Here is a 14,578-nt window from a genome sequence, read left to right on the forward strand (position 1 = left end):
TCGCAATCCGGAGCGCACCGCCGCTCCTTTTTACCCTAGGTGTACACCATGCTGAACCAAGAAGCTTATAGCAGTTATCACGCCACCAACCTGGACGCCCAGGTCGCCCGCGCCTCGCCGGTCGAACTGGTGCTGGTGCTAACCGACGGCCTGCTCGAAGAACTGGCGCGCGCACGCGGCCACATCGTCGGCAAGCGCTACGAGCTCAAGGCCCACAGCCTGAACAAGTGCACCGATATCATCAATGGTTTGTCGAGTTCTCTGGACTACGACAACGGCGGCGAGGTCGTGGAAAACCTCGGCCGACTGTACGAATACTGCGCCAGCCGCCTGTATACGGCCGGTATCAAGCTCGATCCGACCATCATCGACGAAGTGACGGTGCTGCTCAATACCATCAAACGCGGCTGGCTGGGCGTACAAGCGAAGGCCAGTGGTGGATAGACAACGTACGCTGCTCTCGCTGACGCAAAAAATGCATATCGCGGTCGAGGGCGAGGACTGGAAGATGTTGGCAGCTATTAATACGCTGCTCGCCTCGACCTTGCCCCAGATGGCTACGCAGGGCCCATGGCAAGTAGCTGAAAAGGCTGCGCTCGCGGCGCTGCGCCAGGTACACCAGGAAGCTGTGCGTCGCTGCGACCTTGCCACCGTGGAAACGGGCCGCAAACTCAGCGAATTACAGGCAAATAAAGAAGGCTTGCTCGCCTACGCCCTTGACAGCGAACTAGCAGAAAACGGAACCATCGCATGACCATCGCCATCGCCATCCAAACTACCACTAACGCCGCCAATAACGGCGCCACCGGTGTCGCTCCAGCACCCGCAGACATCATCGCTGCTACCGGTACGCCGCGCGCCGAGGCCCAGCCAGCCACGCTCGCTGCACGCTTCTCCGAGAAAACGGACGTCGGCGGCGCGTCCTTGTTTTCCAGCTTGCTTGGTTCGAATGATGCCGGCAATCCTGCCACGACCAGCGCCGAGGACGTCACCGATCCTGGCACTGACGCCGAGACGTCCGCCGATCAGGCCACGCTCCTGGGCGCCATGACCGCAGGCGTGTACGCGTCACCCCCCATCCTGGGACCCGCTCCGGCACAGACAGTGGCGCCGCTGGCGGCATCAGCGCCAGTCGACGCGACACAAACGATACCGGACGTCGTTCGTAGCGACAGGGTTGCCATTGCAACGCTATATCCTTCAGCGACGCCATTCAACCTCACAGCTGCCAATATTGCCGTTTCCCCGCCTGTCGGCGCAGCACCACAGGGCGGCTTCACCGCCTTGCAGGATGCCAGCCAACAGAGCCTGGCACAGCAGGCTACGCGCGTGGCCGATGTCGCGGCAGCCTCCGTCAGCAATGCGCAAGCCGAAGTCAAGCCGGTTGCGTTCAATCCGATGCTGGCGGCAAGCGCCGGCAGCATGCCGGTGGCGGCAATGGTCGTACCTGCGGCCCCTGCTCGTGGTCCGGTCCCAGCCGCAACGTTGAACAGCCGGGGTGCCAGCGACGTCAAGCGGGAAGAATCGAACGCAGCGGCCATGACCGGCGCGGCAGTCGCCTTCGTGCCGCCCGTGCGCGAGGCAGCTGCGGCGCAAGCTAACGGAGGCGCACTGCCTCGCAGCACCGCAGGCGCAGCGGCTAATCACGCCGACAGCGCTGCCGGCACGCCCGTTACCGGCACTGGCGCCGCTGGCCGCGACGATGGTCTGGCAGCGGGTAAATTCGCCACCGCGCTCACGAGTGCCAATCTCCCTCCAGCGACCGTGGCGTCCACCGCGCCGCCGGTTGCAGGCAACGTGCCGGTGAAACTCGCCGGCAATCCGGACCAATGGCAGCAACCGCTGCGCGAAGCGCTGGGCGAACGCCTGCAGGTGAATTTGCAACGCAACAACAATCAGGCGGTGATCCGGCTCGACCCGCCAAACATGGGCAGCATCGAGATCTCGATCCGCCAGAGTGCCGCCGGTCTGCAGGTGAACCTGTCGGCCAGCAACAGCGAGGTCGTACGCCAGCTCAACGCCATCGGCGATACCGTGCGCCAGGACCTGTCCACGCGCCAGCTCGCCGAGGTGGCGGTCACTGTGTCAGCCTCCCGCCCACAGGCGCAGTCTTTTGCCCAGGGCCAGCAGGACGGAGGCCGCCAACAGCAGCAAGATCAGCAGGAACAGCGCGCTCGCACCCCGGGTCGTGCGCTGTACCAGGACGGCGCAGTCCCAACCTTTGCCATGAATGACCAGGAGTAATCTGTAGATGAACAAGAAAATAATTGTCGCGATTGCGCTGGTCGTCGTAGTTGGCGCGGCCGTGGCCGGTGGTGCGTTCTGGTATATGTCCAAGGGCGCCGACCACGCGGAAGAGACCTCTGCCGATGGCAAGAAGGCCGCGAAGAAGGAAGAGAAGAAGAAGGAAGGCCCGCCGAAGTACCTGACGGTGGACAAGGTCATCATCATGCTCAAGCGCTCGCCTGGCGACACCACTGCCCACTACATGTCGGCCGACCTGGTGATCACCACCGACGAGAAGACTGCGGGCCGGGCCAAGGAACATTTGCCGATGTTGCGCAGCGTGGCCGTGCGCACGCTGTCCAGCCTGCCGCTGGCCACCGCTCAGAGCATGACGATCGACCAGTTTGCAGCGGAATTGAACAAGGCTTTCGACGAAGCGTACGAGCACGATGGCATGGAAAAGCCGTTCAGCGATGTGATGATAGGCAAGCTCATCATTGAGTAAGCCGCAGCGAGCATGGTTAACAGTGGAGCGGGCATGGCCTATGTAGAGCAGTTTGGCAATGCGTATGCCGATGGTTACGGCGACGGCAGTGACGGCGCGGTGGCCGTGCACAGCCCGGCCGACGAGCAGAAGTACCTGTTGTCGTATGCGCCGCTGGTCAAGCGCATCGTGCGCCAGCTTAACTCGCAGGTGGCCGGTGCGATCGACCGCGACGACATGGAACAGATCGGGCTGATCGGCCTGCTCGAAGCGCTGCGCCGCTACGGCACGCCCGATGAAACCTTCGGCAGCTATGCCAGCTTGCGCATCCGCGGGGCGATCCTCGACGAGCTGCGGCGGCAGGACTGGCGGCCGCGCGCGGTCCGCCAGCAAAGCCACAAATTGCGCGACGGCGTGCGCGCGCTGACCCGCAAGCTGGGCCGTGAGCCCAACGAGCAGGAAATCATGACCGGGCTGTCCCTGACGCCCGAGCAATACCAGGCTTACCAGCTCGACGAGAACGCCGAGCTGATCGCCAGTTTCGACGAAGTGCTGCAGGAAACCGTGGGACAGGACAGCGCCCCGGGGCCGGAAGAGCAGTTGATGGTGCGGCGCAGTCTCGAGCAAGCGTTGCGCAGCCTCGACGAACGTGAGCAGCGGGTGGTGCAGATGTACTACGAGTTCGAACTGAGCTACAAGGAAATCGCCGCCGTGCTGGACCTGACCGACGCCCGCGTCTGCCAGCTCAACAAGGCGGCCCTGAACAAAATGAAAGCCGTGCTCGCCGCCTGATGGCGGCCTCCACGACCAGGAATTCAAGAAAATGACGCGGAAAGGCGAATCATCATGCAGCAACTAGTTGGCATCCTCATCATTTTAGGTAGCGTGTTCGGCGGCTTTGCCCTGATGGGCGGCACCTTCCACCAGATATGGCACCCGCTGGAACTGGTCGTGATCGGCGGTGCCGGCCTCGGCGCACTGGTGCTGGGCAACCCGAACCACGTGCTCAAGGAGCTGATGACCCAGATCAAGAAGATCATCATCCGCAAGAAGTACGACTCCGAATTCCAGCGCCAGTTATTGCTGCTGATGTACGAACTGCTGCAACTGGCCGCCGGCGGCCTGAAAGCGCTGGACGCCCACGTCGAAGCGCCGAAGGACAGCCCGCTGTTCCAGCGCTATCCACGCGTGCTGGAAGAGCCGAAACTGCTCGCTTTCATCGTCGATAACTTCCGCCTGATGGCGATGGGCAAGATCAACGCGCACGAACTCGAAGGCGTGCTGGACCAGGAACTGGAAGCGCTCCACACCGAGCTCGAACAGCCGGCCAAGTCGCTGGGCAAGATCGGCGAAGCGATGCCGGGCTTCGGCATTCTGGCCGCCGTGCTCGGTATCGTGATCACCATGAGCACCGTCAGCCAAGGCGCCACCTCGGGCGAGATCGCCGAAAACGTCGGCGCGGCCATGGTCGGCACCTTCATCGGTATTTTCCTGTGCTACGGCCTGATCGATCCACTGTGCAATATGCTCAAGCAATTGGTCAACCAGGAAGCGTCGAACAAGGAAACCGTCAAAGTGGTGCTGGTGACCCACGTGGCCGGCAAACCGGCGTTGTTGGCGATCGACTCGGGCCGCCGCCTGGTACCGCTGAACATCAAGCCGAGCTTTGCCCAGCTCGAGCGCTGGATCAATGACCTGGAAGGCCGCGACAGCGAGCCGGCCGACGACAGCCGCCGGGGAGGTCGTGGTGCTAAAGCCGCATGACAAAGCGCATGACCAGACCATCATCAAGCGTGGTGGCGGCAAGCACAAGCACGACGACCACGGCGGCGCCTGGAAGGTCGCATTCGCCGACTTCTGTCTCGCGCTGATGTGTTTGTTCCTGGTGCTGTGGCTGATTGCCGCCCGCAATACCGAGGCGCTGGAACAGGTCATGACCGAATCGGACGGCGCCAAGACCGACCAGGGCAAGGGCGTGATGCCCGAGCAGGTGGGCGGTCCGCGCGGCAGCCTGATTGACCGCTTCCCGATGCCACATACCGGCAGCACCGACACGCCCGGCGAAAAGCTGGCCCAGGGCGAGCCGTCGGCTGCCCCTACCGACGCCAAGGTCAAGTACGACAGCCCGGACGATTTGCAGGCGCTCTCCAAGGCGCTGACCAAGATGAGCGCCGACTTTGGCCTGACCTCCAACCTGGAAGCGGTGGTCACACCTTACGGCTTGCGCGTGATGCTGCACGACACCGACAGACAAGGCATGTTCGTGCGCGGCAGCGCCGTGCCGACGGACAAGTTCCGCGCTCTGCTGCGCAAGATGGGGCCGCTGTTCGCGAAGATGGAAAACCAGATGCTGATCGTCGGCCACACCGATTCTATGCAGTACGCCGACACCAGCTACGCGGCGTTTTCGAACTGGACGCTGTCAGCCAACCGCGCCATGTCGGCCCGCGCCCAGTTGCTTGCCGGTAGCATGAACGCCGAATCGGTGCTGCAAGTGGTGGGCATGGCCGACCGCGCACCGCTCGACGTCAAGCGCGCCGACGCCGGCGTCAACCGCCGCATCGAGCTGCTGATCCTGACCACCAGCCAGGCCAAAACCATTGCCTCGATGTTTGGCATGCCGGACCACACGGTGCCGCTGACCGACCAGATCAACACCGCCCTGCCCGATCCGGGCCTGCTGCAAAAACTGCGCGATTCGCTCGGCCGCAACAACTGACGCTACAATAACGCCATGCAAACCAAGCCAACCAGAGGCACCCGTATGAGAATCACCAGTTCGACCCCGGACGGCATGGTCGTCCAGCGCGTTGCCGAGCCGGCGCCGGTGGACGGCGCCGAAGCTGCAGCCGCGCCCGCGTCGTCGGCGCCGCTGCAGTCGGCGGTGATGCAGCCGGCGCTGCAGGCAATGCGCGACATGCCCGAGATCGACCAGGAGAAAGTGGACATGCTGCGTGATGCGCTGGCCAAGGGCGAGCTGCCGTTCGATCCCGCCAAGCTCGCGGGCCTGATCCAGCGCTTCCACGGAGTGGAAAAATGAGCAATGCTGCAGCCCGAGCGTCGCCCGCGTCTCGTTCACCGACGCCATCGCCGGCATCGCGCCAGGACGCCATGCGCGCACTGCTGTCCGGTATCGCCGCCGATCTGCAAGCTTACAGCGCACTGGCGGCAGTGCTGGAAGAACAGTTCAGCGCCGCGCTGCGCCATCAGGGGCCGCGCCTGGTTGAGATCGTCGAACAGCTCACTACCGCAGTGGCAGTAGTGGATGCCAGGCGCATCGAGCGCGTTGCGCTAGCGCAACACCTAAACGGTCCCCAGGGCACCATGGCACAGGCATTTGCCTTGCTCAAACCGGCAGCACGCGAGAAAATAGAAGCTGACTGGCTGGCGCTCGAAGCGCTGGTGATCGAGTGCAAGCGCCTGTCGAAGCGCAATGCCGATCTGCTGGTCGAACAGCATGGCATCATGCAGCGCGTGTTGCATGGCGAAGAACATACCTATGAGCCAATTTAATTCCACTGCTTTTACTGCCGCCACAGCGGCGACCACCGCGAATATCAGCCCAACCCGGCCTACGGCCGGCTTCGGCAGCGCGGTGTCGACCGGTGCGTTCTCCAGTACCTTCCAGCAGGTGCAGAACGATGTGGCTGGCTATATCAGCCGGGGTGACGGTGGTTTCAGCAACAATCTTGCCCCCTCCTCTGCACAGGCCATGCAGTTGGCGGCACTCAATGCACGCCAGGTGGGCGGCGCTATCGACGATGGCGCCGTGGACAGCGAGAGCCGCCAACAATTCCTGGCCTCGGTTAAGCCCTGGGCCAGCGAGGCAGCCGACAAGCTGGGCGTCGCGCCCGAGTTAGTTGTGGCGCACGCGGCACTGGAGTCCGGCTGGGGGCGCCAACCGCTGCGCAAGGGTGGTATCGACACCAACAACCTGTTCGGCATCAAGGCCGGCGGCAACTGGCAGGGAGAGGTCGCCAGCGCCACTACCACCGAGTTCGAACACGGCGCCATGCTCAAGAAGACCGAGCGTTTCCGCAGCTATCCCGATACGGCAAGCGCCTTCCGCGACTATGCCGACATGCTGGCCGGCAATCCGCGCTACCAGGCCGCGCTCAATACCGGGGGCGATGCCCGCGCTTTTGCCAACGGCCTGGCGCGCGGCGGCTATGCCACCGACCCCGGCTACGCCGACAAGCTGGCGCGGCTGGCTACCCAGTTGCAGCGCGCTGCCGCTTCCGCTGCGGACTGACTCCGGAACAGATACGCCGGACTGCAAGCTCCCGCAACAGGGTCCGCCCGTGCGGCGCTAGCGCGCTGGTGGCATGTCTGCCGGCTGTACCTCACCCGGCCCCGTCACCCTGGCACGGATGATATTGCCACTCGAATTACGCACGCGTACCTGGCTGCCCTTGGCGCCCGCATCCATCGCTTCGCCCGACATGGTTACCGTGACCTGGTCGCGCGTGGCGATAATATTAACCAGATCACCACGCTTTACCAGCACTGGCGACGCCAGCGAGCCGGTGCGTAAAACCTCGCCGACGCGCACTGTGCGCTTGGCGCTCATCCCAACCACTTCTTTCGGATCCGAGACACTGTCGCTCAAGGTGGAGATATCATGACGCTCAAGCAACAGGTCTTCATCGGTAATGACTTTGCCGGCGCCTATCTCGTTGGCAGCGAGTACGATGCGCGCTGAAACCTTGGCCCGCACCACGAACTCGTAACGCCAACCGCCACCGCGCGCACCGTCCCCGGCGCAGATGGCGTTAAAGCGCATGCGCGACGGCTGCCGGCTGTCGGCTGCCTCCACCGTCACTTCCTTACTGCAAGCGGCGAGCGGGCGGCTGCCACGGACCACTTCGATGTCAAATTCGGCTTCCTGCAGGCCGCGACTGTCGGCCCAGCGCAACACATGTTCTCGCGCCGCATTCTCTACCAGCAGAGGGACTTTATCTGCAGAGACCGGTGCGGCGTGCGCGGAAGTGTTAAAAATTATGCTTCCGGTTAGCAACATTCGGCTCAAACCAGTTACAATAGTTTTGTTGAACATGGGCAATACCTCTACTATGATGCAAGCGAAAGCGCCCCTGAAGGCAGACCGACATTCTACATGTCGAGCAAGATTGCCATAAGGATTATGGCACAAAGTTACTATTAAGAAACACCAATTAACAGTTACATAGTACCCCACAGTTACACCATTCGACCCTGCAAGGAGAACACCATGGGCATCAATTTCAACCAGGTTACCGGCGTCCACGCCGATGCGCTGCAGCTGCGAGCCGAACGCACCCGCATCCTGGCCGCCAACCTGGCCAATGAAAACACCCCGGGCTTCCAGGCGCGCGACATGGACTTCGGCGCCGCCCTGGCCAACCTGCAGGCTGAAGCCACCGGCGAACTCGGCGGCGATGACGAAGCGGCGAATATGTACCGTGTGCCGTTCCACCCCACGCGCGACGGCAACACCGTCGAACTCGGCGTTGAGCAAGCGGCGTTTTCGCAAAACGCCGCCGACTTCCAGACCAGCCTGACCTTCGTGAACATGAAGCTCAAGGGCCTGGCCAAGGCCATCGCCGGTCAATAAGACCGCACCACCAATCGCAAGGGAACGACATGTCGTTTAAAGATATTTCCGAGATCGCCGGCTCGGCAATGGCCGCACAGAGCGTGCGTTTGAATACCATCGCCTCCAACCTGGCCAACGCCGACGCCGTGGCCGGCAACGAAGGCGAGACCTACCGCGCCCGCAAGCCGGTGTTCGCCACCATGATGGGCGCAGACAGCAATGGCATGTCGATGGGCGGCAAGGTGCAGGTGCTCGACGTGGTCGAGTCGGCCGAACCACTGCGCAAGGTGTACGAACCAGGCCACCCGATGGCCAATGCCGACGGCATGGTGTTCTACCCAAACGTCAACGAAGTGGCGGAGATGGCCGACATGATGTCGGCCTCGCGCGCATTCGAAACCAATGTCGAAGTCCTCGGACGTATCCGCACGATGCAGCAATCCCTCCTCAAACTTGGTGAAAGTTAAGTCATGGCAGTCAGTCTCCTCAACAACGGCACGACCACGAGTAGCACCGGCCTCAGCAACGGTGTAACGCCGAACACGGCCAGCGAAGCCTCCGACATGTTCACCAAACTGCTGGTGGCACAGATCCAGAACCAGGATCCGCTATCGCCGTCGGACCCGGCCCAGTTCGTCCAGCAATTGACGCAGCTGTCGCAGACCGAGGCGCTGCAAAAGCTCTCGACGCTGACCAGTGCCAACTCAAGCATCCTGCAAAGCATGCAGGTGCTGTCGCTGGGTGCGCAGGTCGGTTCGGACGTGATGGCGGAAACGCGCCAGGTACGCATCGACGGCACCGCCCCGATACAGGGCCAGGTAACGCTGGAAGCAAGCAGCGCCACGACCAACCTCGTGCTCAAGGGCGACGACGGCAGCGCGTACACCATCAAGCTCGGCACCGTAGCGCCTGGCAATGTACCGTTCACCATCGACCCGGCCAAGCTGGGTTTGCCAGCAGGTACCTACAGCATGGCGGTGGAAACCAGCACCAAGGAAAGCCCTGCGATCGATATCCAGGGCCGCCTGAACAGTGTACGCATCTCCGCTGCCGGCGGGGTGGTGCTCAACGTTGCCAACCTCGGCGAAATCGATCCGGGCGCGATCACCGCGTTCAACGGCAAGACAGCTTTAGCCATTCAATAATTCACTCTCTTTCGAAGGATCTCCATCATGAGTTTCGATATCGCATTGTCTGGCATCCAGGCTATCAACGAATCCCTCAACAGCACCAGCCAGAATATTGCCAATGCCGGCACCTATGGCTACAAGGCTGAACGCGCCAACTTCTCGTCGCTGGTCTCCGGTGAAGCCCAGGTGGGCGTGACCATCGGTTCCGTGACCCAGAACATCAGCAAACCGGGCGGCATTCTCAGCACCGGCCGCTCGCTGGACGCCTCGATCAACGGCTCCGGCTTCTTCATCGCCAAGGACGCCAACACCGGCCAGACCGAGTACACCCGCGTGGGCATCTTTGACGCGTCGAAGGAAGGCTTCCTGATCGATGCCCAGGGTCGGCGCGTACAGGGCTACCCGATCGATACCGCCACCGGCACCCTCGGCGCCGTCGGCGCCCTGCCGATTCCAACCGGTGCGATTCCGGCCGTGGTGTCGGCCAAAATGAACTACATCGGCAATATGTCGGCGGACTGGGCAAAACCGCTCGGTACCTTCAACACCCCGCCGATCACGCCTGCCACTCCGCCGGAGCCGAACACCTTCAATATGTCCAAGGCTACCGTCGTCTACGACACCCTGGGCGGCAAGCACACGCTGACCCAGTATTTCGTACGCGACAATACCGATCCTAACCTGGTCAACGTCAACTACGTGCTCGACGGCGCGCTGGTGTCGGGCGCCACCACCGCGCTGAAATTCGACCAGAATACCGGTGCAATGGCAAGCGTCAACGCAGTAGCCGACGACACCATCTCGACCATCGCCCTGAACGTCACTGCCGCCAACGGCGGCAAGCTGGGCAACATCGCCATCGACTACGCCGGTACCACCGGCTTCGCCGGCGAAGCGACCACATCGACCAACAGCGCTGACGGTTACGCGTCTGGCACCTTCACCAGCGTGGCGCTGGGCAGCGACGGTTCGCTGATTGCCACGTACACCAACGGCCAGAAACAGACTGTCGGCCGCCTGGCGATGGCCAACTTCGCCAACGAAGGCGCCTTGACCACCGTCACGGGCACCAGCTGGGTGGAATCGGTAAGCTCGGGCCAGCCGCTGGTCAACGCTCCCGGGGTGGGCATGGCAGGCACCATCAGTGCATCGTCGCTGGAACAGTCGAACGTGGACATCACTTCCGAACTGGTCGGCCTGATGACGTCGCAGCGCAACTACCAGGCCAACTCGAAGGTCATCCAGACCGAGAGCACCATGTTGCAATCGCTGATGCAAGCGATCTAAGGTAACGCATGGATTCGCTGATCTTTACCGCCATGAGCGGGGCCGAACGGGCCCTGCGCGGCCAGCAGGTACGCGCCAACAACCTGGCCAATGCCGACACCGTGGGCTTCCGGGCCGACATGGAAATGTCCACGGCGCAAGCGGTGCAGGGCTATGGCTACGACGACCGCCACATGGCGCAATTACAGGCCAACTCGGTCAACACCCGCCAGGGCACGGTCAAGTCCACCGGCCGCGACCTCGATGTGGCGATCTCGGGCGCCGGCTACCTGACGGTGGAAGGCCCGACCGGCGAGGCCTACACCCGCGCCGGCGCCATGGTGCTCGACGAGACCGGCACGCTGCGCATCAACGGCAACGTGGTGCTGGGTGAAGGCGGCCCCATCACCCTGCCCGAGTACAGCAAGATCGACATCGGCACCGATGGCACCATTTCGATCCAGAACCCTGGCACGACCACCATGCAGACGGTGGACAAGCTGCGCCTGGTCAAGGCCGAAGGCTCGGAACTGACCAAGAACGAAGCGGGCCTGCTGATCGCGCGCGACGGCGTGCCGCTGGCGACCGATCCGACCGTGGTGCTGCGCTCTGGCCACCTGGAGGGCAGCAACGTCTCGGCGGTGGAGGAAATGGTCGCCACCATGAGCCTGAACCGCACCTTCGAAGTGCAAATGAAATTATTCAAGGCCACCGATACCATGGCCGAAACCGGCAATCGCCTGATCAGCGGCTAAGCTGATCCAACCGAATAGGGAGTAACCATGAATCCAGCAATGTGGATCAGCAAGACCGGCGTGCAAGCGCAGGACCAGAAACTGCAGGCGATCGCCAACAACCTGGCCAATGCCAACACCATCGGTTTCAAGCGCGACCGCGTGGTGTTCGAAGACCTGTTCTACACCGTGGGCCAGCAGCCGGGCGCGCAAGTGGCCGACAACAACACCCTGGCGCCGTCAGGCGTGCAGCTCGGTAACGGCGTGCACATGGTCGGCACCCAGAAGGTATTTACCAACGGCAGCCTGCAAACCACCGGCCGCGAACTCGACGTGGCCGTGATGGGCAACGGTTTCCTGTCGGTGCGCCAGCCGAGTGGCGAAACCGCCTACACCCGCGCCGGCCAGTTGCAGATCGATGCCAACGGCATCCTGGTCAACGCCCATGGCCTGCCCCTGATTCCGCAGATCACCGTGCCGGACAACGCCACCGCGCTGACCATCGGCGAAGACGGCACCGTCTCGGCCAAGATCGCCGGCACCGCCACTCCGAGCCAGCTCGGCCAGCTGACCCTGACCAGCTTCATCAACCCGACCGGCCTGATGGCCCTGGGCGAAAACCTGTACGCCGAGACTGCATCGAGCGGCACCCCGACCGAAGGCGCGCCGGGCACGGCACAGTGGGGCAAGATCAAGCAAGGCACGCTGGAAGGCTCGAACGTGCAGGTGGTGGAAGAAATGGTGGACATGATCGCCGCCCAGCGCACGTACGAAATGAACACCAAGGTGCTGTCGGCCGCCGACAATATGCTGCAATACCTGGCTTCGGCGGCACGCTGATGAAAACCGCACTGCCTGTGTTGCTGGTGGCCGCCCTTACCGGCTGCGCCAGCCTCGAACCGCCAGCGGTCCGCCCCGGCCCGATGGACGAGCCGCCGCCGCTGGTGCGTTCGACCATGCCGCGCGTGTCCGGCGGCGGCGTGTACAGCCCGGACATGGGCATGTCGCTGACGTCCGACAGCCGCGCCTTCCGCGTCGGTGACGTGGTCACCGTGATGTTGCAGGAAACCACGCAGGCCAGCAAACGCGCCGGCACCAGCTATTCCAAGGAATCGTCGAACAACGTCGCTGCCCCGAGCCTGCTGGGCAAGGTGTTCCCCAAGGCCAGCATTGGCCTGGGCGCCGACAATTCGTTCACCGGCGACGCCACCAGCACCCAGCAAAACGCCCTGACCGGGGCAATTACCGTGGTGGTGCAAGAAGTGCTGCCGACCGGGCTGCTGCGCGTGTCTGGCGAAAAAGTGTTGACCTTGAACCAGGGCGAAGAGTTCGTGCGCCTGCGCGGCTACCTGCGCGCGGCCGATATCGACGCCGAGAACCAGGTGTCGTCGCTGCGGATCGCCAATGCCCGCATCGCCTACTCGGCGCAGGGTACGCTGGCTGATACGCAATCGGCTGGTTGGTTGTCGCGGTTCTTCAACGGTCCGTACATGCCGTTTTAAATTGGGTTCCCGCGTTCGCGGGAACGACGACTCTTGGCCCGGGGTTGCAATAGCTGACCGGGTGACGTCTACATTTGGTGATCTTCATGAACAAGCTGTCCCGCTTCATCGCACTGCCGCTGGCCCTGTGCCTGGCCTTTGCCACCCTGCCCGCGCAGGCGGCGCAGGTGTTGCGCAACCTGGTGGCGGTCGAAGGCATCCGCGACAATCCGCTGGTAGGCTACGGCCTGGTGGTGGGCCTGAACGGCAGCGGCGACTCGACCCAGGTCAAATTCGCCAGCCAGTCGGTGATCAATATGCTCAAGCAGTTCGGCGTGAAAGTGCCGGACGGTACCGATGCCAAGTCGAAAAACGTCGCCACCGTGATGGTCTCGGCGGTGCTGCCGCCCGGCTACCGCAAGGGCCAGGCAATCGACGTGGTGGTCAGCTCGCTGGGCGACGCCAAGAGCCTGCGCGGCGGCGCCCTGCTGCTGACGCCCTTGCGTGCGGCCGACAATGAGGTCTATGCGCTGGCACAGGGCAACGTGGTGGTCGGCGGTTTCTCGGCGCAAGGCAAGAGCGGCTCGTCGGTAACGGTCAACACCCCCACCTCGGGGCGGATTCCGAATGGCGCCGCCATCGAGCGCGCGATTCCCACCGATTTTGCCAGCACCCCGAGCGTGCGCCTGTCGCTGCGCCATCCGCATTTCCAGACCGCCATCAATATCGTCGATTCGATCAACAAGCGCTTCGGCGACATCGCCACCGCCAGCGACGCCACCTCGGTCGAGGTGCAGGCGCCGTCCAACCCCACCCAACGCATCGCCTTCATGGCCAAGCTCGAAGCGCTGTCGATCGACGTGGGCCAGGACGCGCCGAAAGTGGTGTTCAACTCGCGCACCGGCACCGTGGTGATCGCCGAAGGCTTGCGCGTACGCGCCGCCGCCGTCACCCACGGTTCGCTGAAAGTCGTGATCTCGGAAAGCACCAAGGTCAGCCAGCCGAACGCGCTAGCCGGCGGCAACACCGTGGCCACGCCGCAGTCGCAGGTGAGCGTTGACCAGGGTTCTGGCCAGATGTTCAACTGGCCGGCCGGCGCCAAGCTGCAATCGATTATCGACGTGGTCAACAGCCTGGGCGCATCGCCCGACGATATCATGGCGATCCTGCAAGCGCTGGACCAGGCCGGCGCCATCGAAGGCGAACTGGTCGTTATTTAAGGAAATCATGAGCCTGCCCCCAACGTTCGACCCCTCGCGCCTGATACCGGGCACCCCTGGCAAGCTGGCGGACGTCCAGGTGGCGCCGGTCGCCGCCCAGGCCGGCGACACGGTCGATCCGGCGTTCCGCGCCAAGGCTACCGAGGCGGCGGTGAAATTCGAGAGTTTCTTCATTGGCCACATGTTGCACCAGATGCGCTCCGGCACCCGCGTGCTGGCCGACGAGGACAGCGCGCTGAATAACAAGGTCAACCAGGACATGCTGGACATGGCCGACAACCTGGTAGCCGACCAGCTGGCCGGGCGCCGCGCGTTTGGCGTGGCAGACGCCATCTTGCGCCAGTTGCTGCCGCAACCAGTCCCCGCTGCAGGTGCACAGGCCGGCAAAACCGGCTCCACCAATGGCAGAATTATTTCCGAAGTGCAAAATATTTCGGAACCGCTTAATCGGTCCCGCTAGGC

Annotated in this window: 20 protein-coding genes; 19 read left to right on the forward strand and 1 reads right to left on the reverse strand. The window is 63.2% G+C overall.

The genetic code is table 11. From position 1 onward, the window contains the following. Positions 1-48 precede the first annotated feature (48 nt). Genes fliS through DUPY_RS04695 form a run of 10 tightly spaced genes read left to right on the forward strand, consistent with a single transcriptional unit; the run spans position 49 to position 6,962 of the window. Entirely contained in the window at positions 49-444 is a 396-nt protein-coding gene (fliS, locus tag DUPY_RS04650) for a flagellar export chaperone FliS (protein WP_070246703.1), read from the forward strand. Beyond that, positions 437-754, forward strand: coding sequence for a hypothetical protein (locus DUPY_RS04655; protein ID WP_070246704.1), 318 nt, complete (start codon positions 437-439; stop codon positions 752-754). Before fliS ends, DUPY_RS04655 begins: the two co-directional genes overlap by 8 nt. Next, complete coding sequence (locus DUPY_RS04660; protein WP_070246672.1) at positions 751-2,244, forward strand: flagellar hook-length control protein FliK; 1,494 nt, start codon at positions 751-753, stop codon at positions 2,242-2,244. Before DUPY_RS04655 ends, DUPY_RS04660 begins: the two co-directional genes overlap by 4 nt. A gap of 7 nt (positions 2,245-2,251) precedes the next feature. Next, positions 2,252-2,731, forward strand: a complete 480-nt coding sequence (locus tag DUPY_RS04665; RefSeq protein WP_070246673.1) for a flagellar basal body-associated FliL family protein — start codon at positions 2,252-2,254, stop codon at positions 2,729-2,731. Between the two features lie 33 nt (positions 2,732-2,764). Beyond that, entirely contained in the window at positions 2,765-3,502 is a 738-nt protein-coding gene (locus DUPY_RS04670; RefSeq protein ID WP_070246674.1) for a FliA/WhiG family RNA polymerase sigma factor, read from the forward strand. A 54-nt stretch (positions 3,503-3,556) separates the two neighbouring features. Then, positions 3,557-4,474, forward strand: coding sequence for a flagellar motor stator protein MotA (gene motA, locus DUPY_RS04675; RefSeq protein ID WP_070246675.1), 918 nt, complete (start codon positions 3,557-3,559; stop codon positions 4,472-4,474). Further along, entirely contained in the window at positions 4,458-5,429 is a 972-nt protein-coding gene (locus DUPY_RS04680) for a flagellar motor protein MotB (RefSeq protein ID WP_229255238.1), read from the forward strand. Before motA ends, DUPY_RS04680 begins: the two co-directional genes overlap by 17 nt. 45 nt (positions 5,430-5,474) lie before the next feature. Next, the gene (gene flgM, locus DUPY_RS04685; RefSeq protein ID WP_070246677.1) at positions 5,475-5,750 is read left to right on the forward strand and encodes a flagellar biosynthesis anti-sigma factor FlgM; all 276 of its coding nucleotides are present in this window, start codon (positions 5,475-5,477) and stop codon (positions 5,748-5,750) included. Further along, a complete protein-coding gene (gene flgN / locus DUPY_RS04690) occupies positions 5,747-6,223 on the forward strand; it encodes a flagellar export chaperone FlgN (protein ID WP_084640542.1) in 477 nt (158 codons plus the stop codon). The genes flgM and flgN overlap by 4 nt, the downstream gene beginning before the upstream one ends. Continuing rightward, entirely contained in the window at positions 6,210-6,962 is a 753-nt protein-coding gene (locus DUPY_RS04695; RefSeq protein WP_070246679.1) for a glycoside hydrolase family 73 protein, read from the forward strand. The genes flgN and DUPY_RS04695 overlap by 14 nt, the downstream gene beginning before the upstream one ends. Before the next feature lie 57 nt (positions 6,963-7,019). Here DUPY_RS04695 and flgA read toward each other — a convergent pair whose 3' ends face one another. Then, positions 7,020-7,766, reverse strand: coding sequence for a flagellar basal body P-ring formation chaperone FlgA (gene flgA / locus DUPY_RS04700; protein WP_229255239.1), 747 nt, complete (start codon positions 7,764-7,766; stop codon positions 7,020-7,022). A 174-nt stretch (positions 7,767-7,940) separates the two neighbouring features. On the opposite strand from flgA, the gene flgB reads away from it, so the two are divergent. The 9 genes from flgB to DUPY_RS04745 all read left to right on the forward strand — a co-directional run bounded on the left by flgB (position 7,941) and on the right by DUPY_RS04745 (position 14,576). Further along, a complete protein-coding gene (gene flgB, locus DUPY_RS04705) occupies positions 7,941-8,303 on the forward strand; it encodes a flagellar basal body rod protein FlgB (protein WP_070246681.1) in 363 nt (120 codons plus the stop codon). 29 nt (positions 8,304-8,332) lie between these two features. Continuing rightward, positions 8,333-8,752, forward strand: a complete 420-nt coding sequence (flgC, locus tag DUPY_RS04710; RefSeq protein WP_070246682.1) for a flagellar basal body rod protein FlgC — start codon at positions 8,333-8,335, stop codon at positions 8,750-8,752. A gap of 3 nt (positions 8,753-8,755) precedes the next feature. Continuing rightward, entirely contained in the window at positions 8,756-9,430 is a 675-nt protein-coding gene (locus DUPY_RS04715) for a flagellar hook capping FlgD N-terminal domain-containing protein (protein ID WP_070246683.1), read from the forward strand. A gap of 27 nt (positions 9,431-9,457) precedes the next feature. Then, positions 9,458-10,702 carry a flagellar hook protein FlgE gene (locus tag DUPY_RS04720; protein WP_070246684.1) on the forward strand — a complete coding sequence of 415 codons (1,245 nt, stop codon included), beginning with the start codon at positions 9,458-9,460 and terminating at the stop codon, positions 10,700-10,702. Between the two features lie 8 nt (positions 10,703-10,710). Then, on the forward strand, positions 10,711-11,436 hold the full coding sequence (locus tag DUPY_RS04725; RefSeq protein WP_070246685.1) for a flagellar basal body rod protein FlgF: 726 nt from the start codon (positions 10,711-10,713) through the stop codon (positions 11,434-11,436). A 27-nt stretch (positions 11,437-11,463) separates the two neighbouring features. Beyond that, entirely contained in the window at positions 11,464-12,255 is a 792-nt protein-coding gene (flgG, locus tag DUPY_RS04730) for a flagellar basal-body rod protein FlgG (protein WP_167359031.1), read from the forward strand. Beyond that, positions 12,255-12,917, forward strand: coding sequence for a flagellar basal body L-ring protein FlgH (gene flgH / locus DUPY_RS04735; RefSeq protein ID WP_070246687.1), 663 nt, complete (start codon positions 12,255-12,257; stop codon positions 12,915-12,917). Before flgG ends, flgH begins: the two co-directional genes overlap by 1 nt. Before the next feature lie 86 nt (positions 12,918-13,003). Beyond that, the gene (locus DUPY_RS04740; protein WP_070246705.1) at positions 13,004-14,116 is read left to right on the forward strand and encodes a flagellar basal body P-ring protein FlgI; all 1,113 of its coding nucleotides are present in this window, start codon (positions 13,004-13,006) and stop codon (positions 14,114-14,116) included. A 7-nt stretch (positions 14,117-14,123) separates the two neighbouring features. Then, positions 14,124-14,576 carry a rod-binding protein gene (locus DUPY_RS04745; protein WP_070246688.1) on the forward strand — a complete coding sequence of 151 codons (453 nt, stop codon included), beginning with the start codon at positions 14,124-14,126 and terminating at the stop codon, positions 14,574-14,576. Positions 14,577-14,578 lie beyond the last annotated feature (2 nt).

Origin of the sequence: Duganella phyllosphaerae (assembly GCF_001758785.1) — a bacterium.
GTDB classification, from domain to species: Bacteria; Pseudomonadota; Gammaproteobacteria; order Burkholderiales; family Burkholderiaceae_D; genus Rugamonas; species Rugamonas phyllosphaerae.

What these genes read in the sequence shown, in the direction of transcription:
- fliS (WP_070246703.1), top strand. Translation starts at nt 49, where the DNA reads ATGCTGAACCAAGAAGCTTATAGCAGTTATCACGCCACCAACCTGGAC.
- DUPY_RS04660 (WP_070246672.1), top strand. Translation starts at nt 751, where the DNA reads ATGACCATCGCCATCGCCATCCAAACTACCACTAACGCCGCCAATAAC.
- DUPY_RS04665 (WP_070246673.1), top strand. Translation starts at nt 2,252, where the DNA reads ATGAACAAGAAAATAATTGTCGCGATTGCGCTGGTCGTCGTAGTTGGC.
- DUPY_RS04670 (WP_070246674.1), top strand. Translation starts at nt 2,765, where the DNA reads ATGGCCTATGTAGAGCAGTTTGGCAATGCGTATGCCGATGGTTACGGC.
- motA (WP_070246675.1), top strand. Translation starts at nt 3,557, where the DNA reads ATGCAGCAACTAGTTGGCATCCTCATCATTTTAGGTAGCGTGTTCGGC.
- flgM (WP_070246677.1), top strand. Translation starts at nt 5,475, where the DNA reads ATGAGAATCACCAGTTCGACCCCGGACGGCATGGTCGTCCAGCGCGTT.
- flgN (WP_084640542.1), top strand. Translation starts at nt 5,747, where the DNA reads ATGAGCAATGCTGCAGCCCGAGCGTCGCCCGCGTCTCGTTCACCGACG.
- DUPY_RS04695 (WP_070246679.1), top strand. Translation starts at nt 6,210, where the DNA reads ATGAGCCAATTTAATTCCACTGCTTTTACTGCCGCCACAGCGGCGACC.
- flgA (WP_229255239.1), bottom strand. Translation starts at nt 7,766, where the DNA reads ATGTTCAACAAAACTATTGTAACTGGTTTGAGCCGAATGTTGCTAACC.
- flgB (WP_070246681.1), top strand. Translation starts at nt 7,941, where the DNA reads ATGGGCATCAATTTCAACCAGGTTACCGGCGTCCACGCCGATGCGCTG.
- flgC (WP_070246682.1), top strand. Translation starts at nt 8,333, where the DNA reads ATGTCGTTTAAAGATATTTCCGAGATCGCCGGCTCGGCAATGGCCGCA.
- DUPY_RS04715 (WP_070246683.1), top strand. Translation starts at nt 8,756, where the DNA reads ATGGCAGTCAGTCTCCTCAACAACGGCACGACCACGAGTAGCACCGGC.
- DUPY_RS04720 (WP_070246684.1), top strand. Translation starts at nt 9,458, where the DNA reads ATGAGTTTCGATATCGCATTGTCTGGCATCCAGGCTATCAACGAATCC.
- DUPY_RS04725 (WP_070246685.1), top strand. Translation starts at nt 10,711, where the DNA reads ATGGATTCGCTGATCTTTACCGCCATGAGCGGGGCCGAACGGGCCCTG.
- flgG (WP_167359031.1), top strand. Translation starts at nt 11,464, where the DNA reads ATGAATCCAGCAATGTGGATCAGCAAGACCGGCGTGCAAGCGCAGGAC.
- flgH (WP_070246687.1), top strand. Translation starts at nt 12,255, where the DNA reads ATGAAAACCGCACTGCCTGTGTTGCTGGTGGCCGCCCTTACCGGCTGC.
- DUPY_RS04740 (WP_070246705.1), top strand. Translation starts at nt 13,004, where the DNA reads ATGAACAAGCTGTCCCGCTTCATCGCACTGCCGCTGGCCCTGTGCCTG.
- DUPY_RS04745 (WP_070246688.1), top strand. Translation starts at nt 14,124, where the DNA reads ATGAGCCTGCCCCCAACGTTCGACCCCTCGCGCCTGATACCGGGCACC.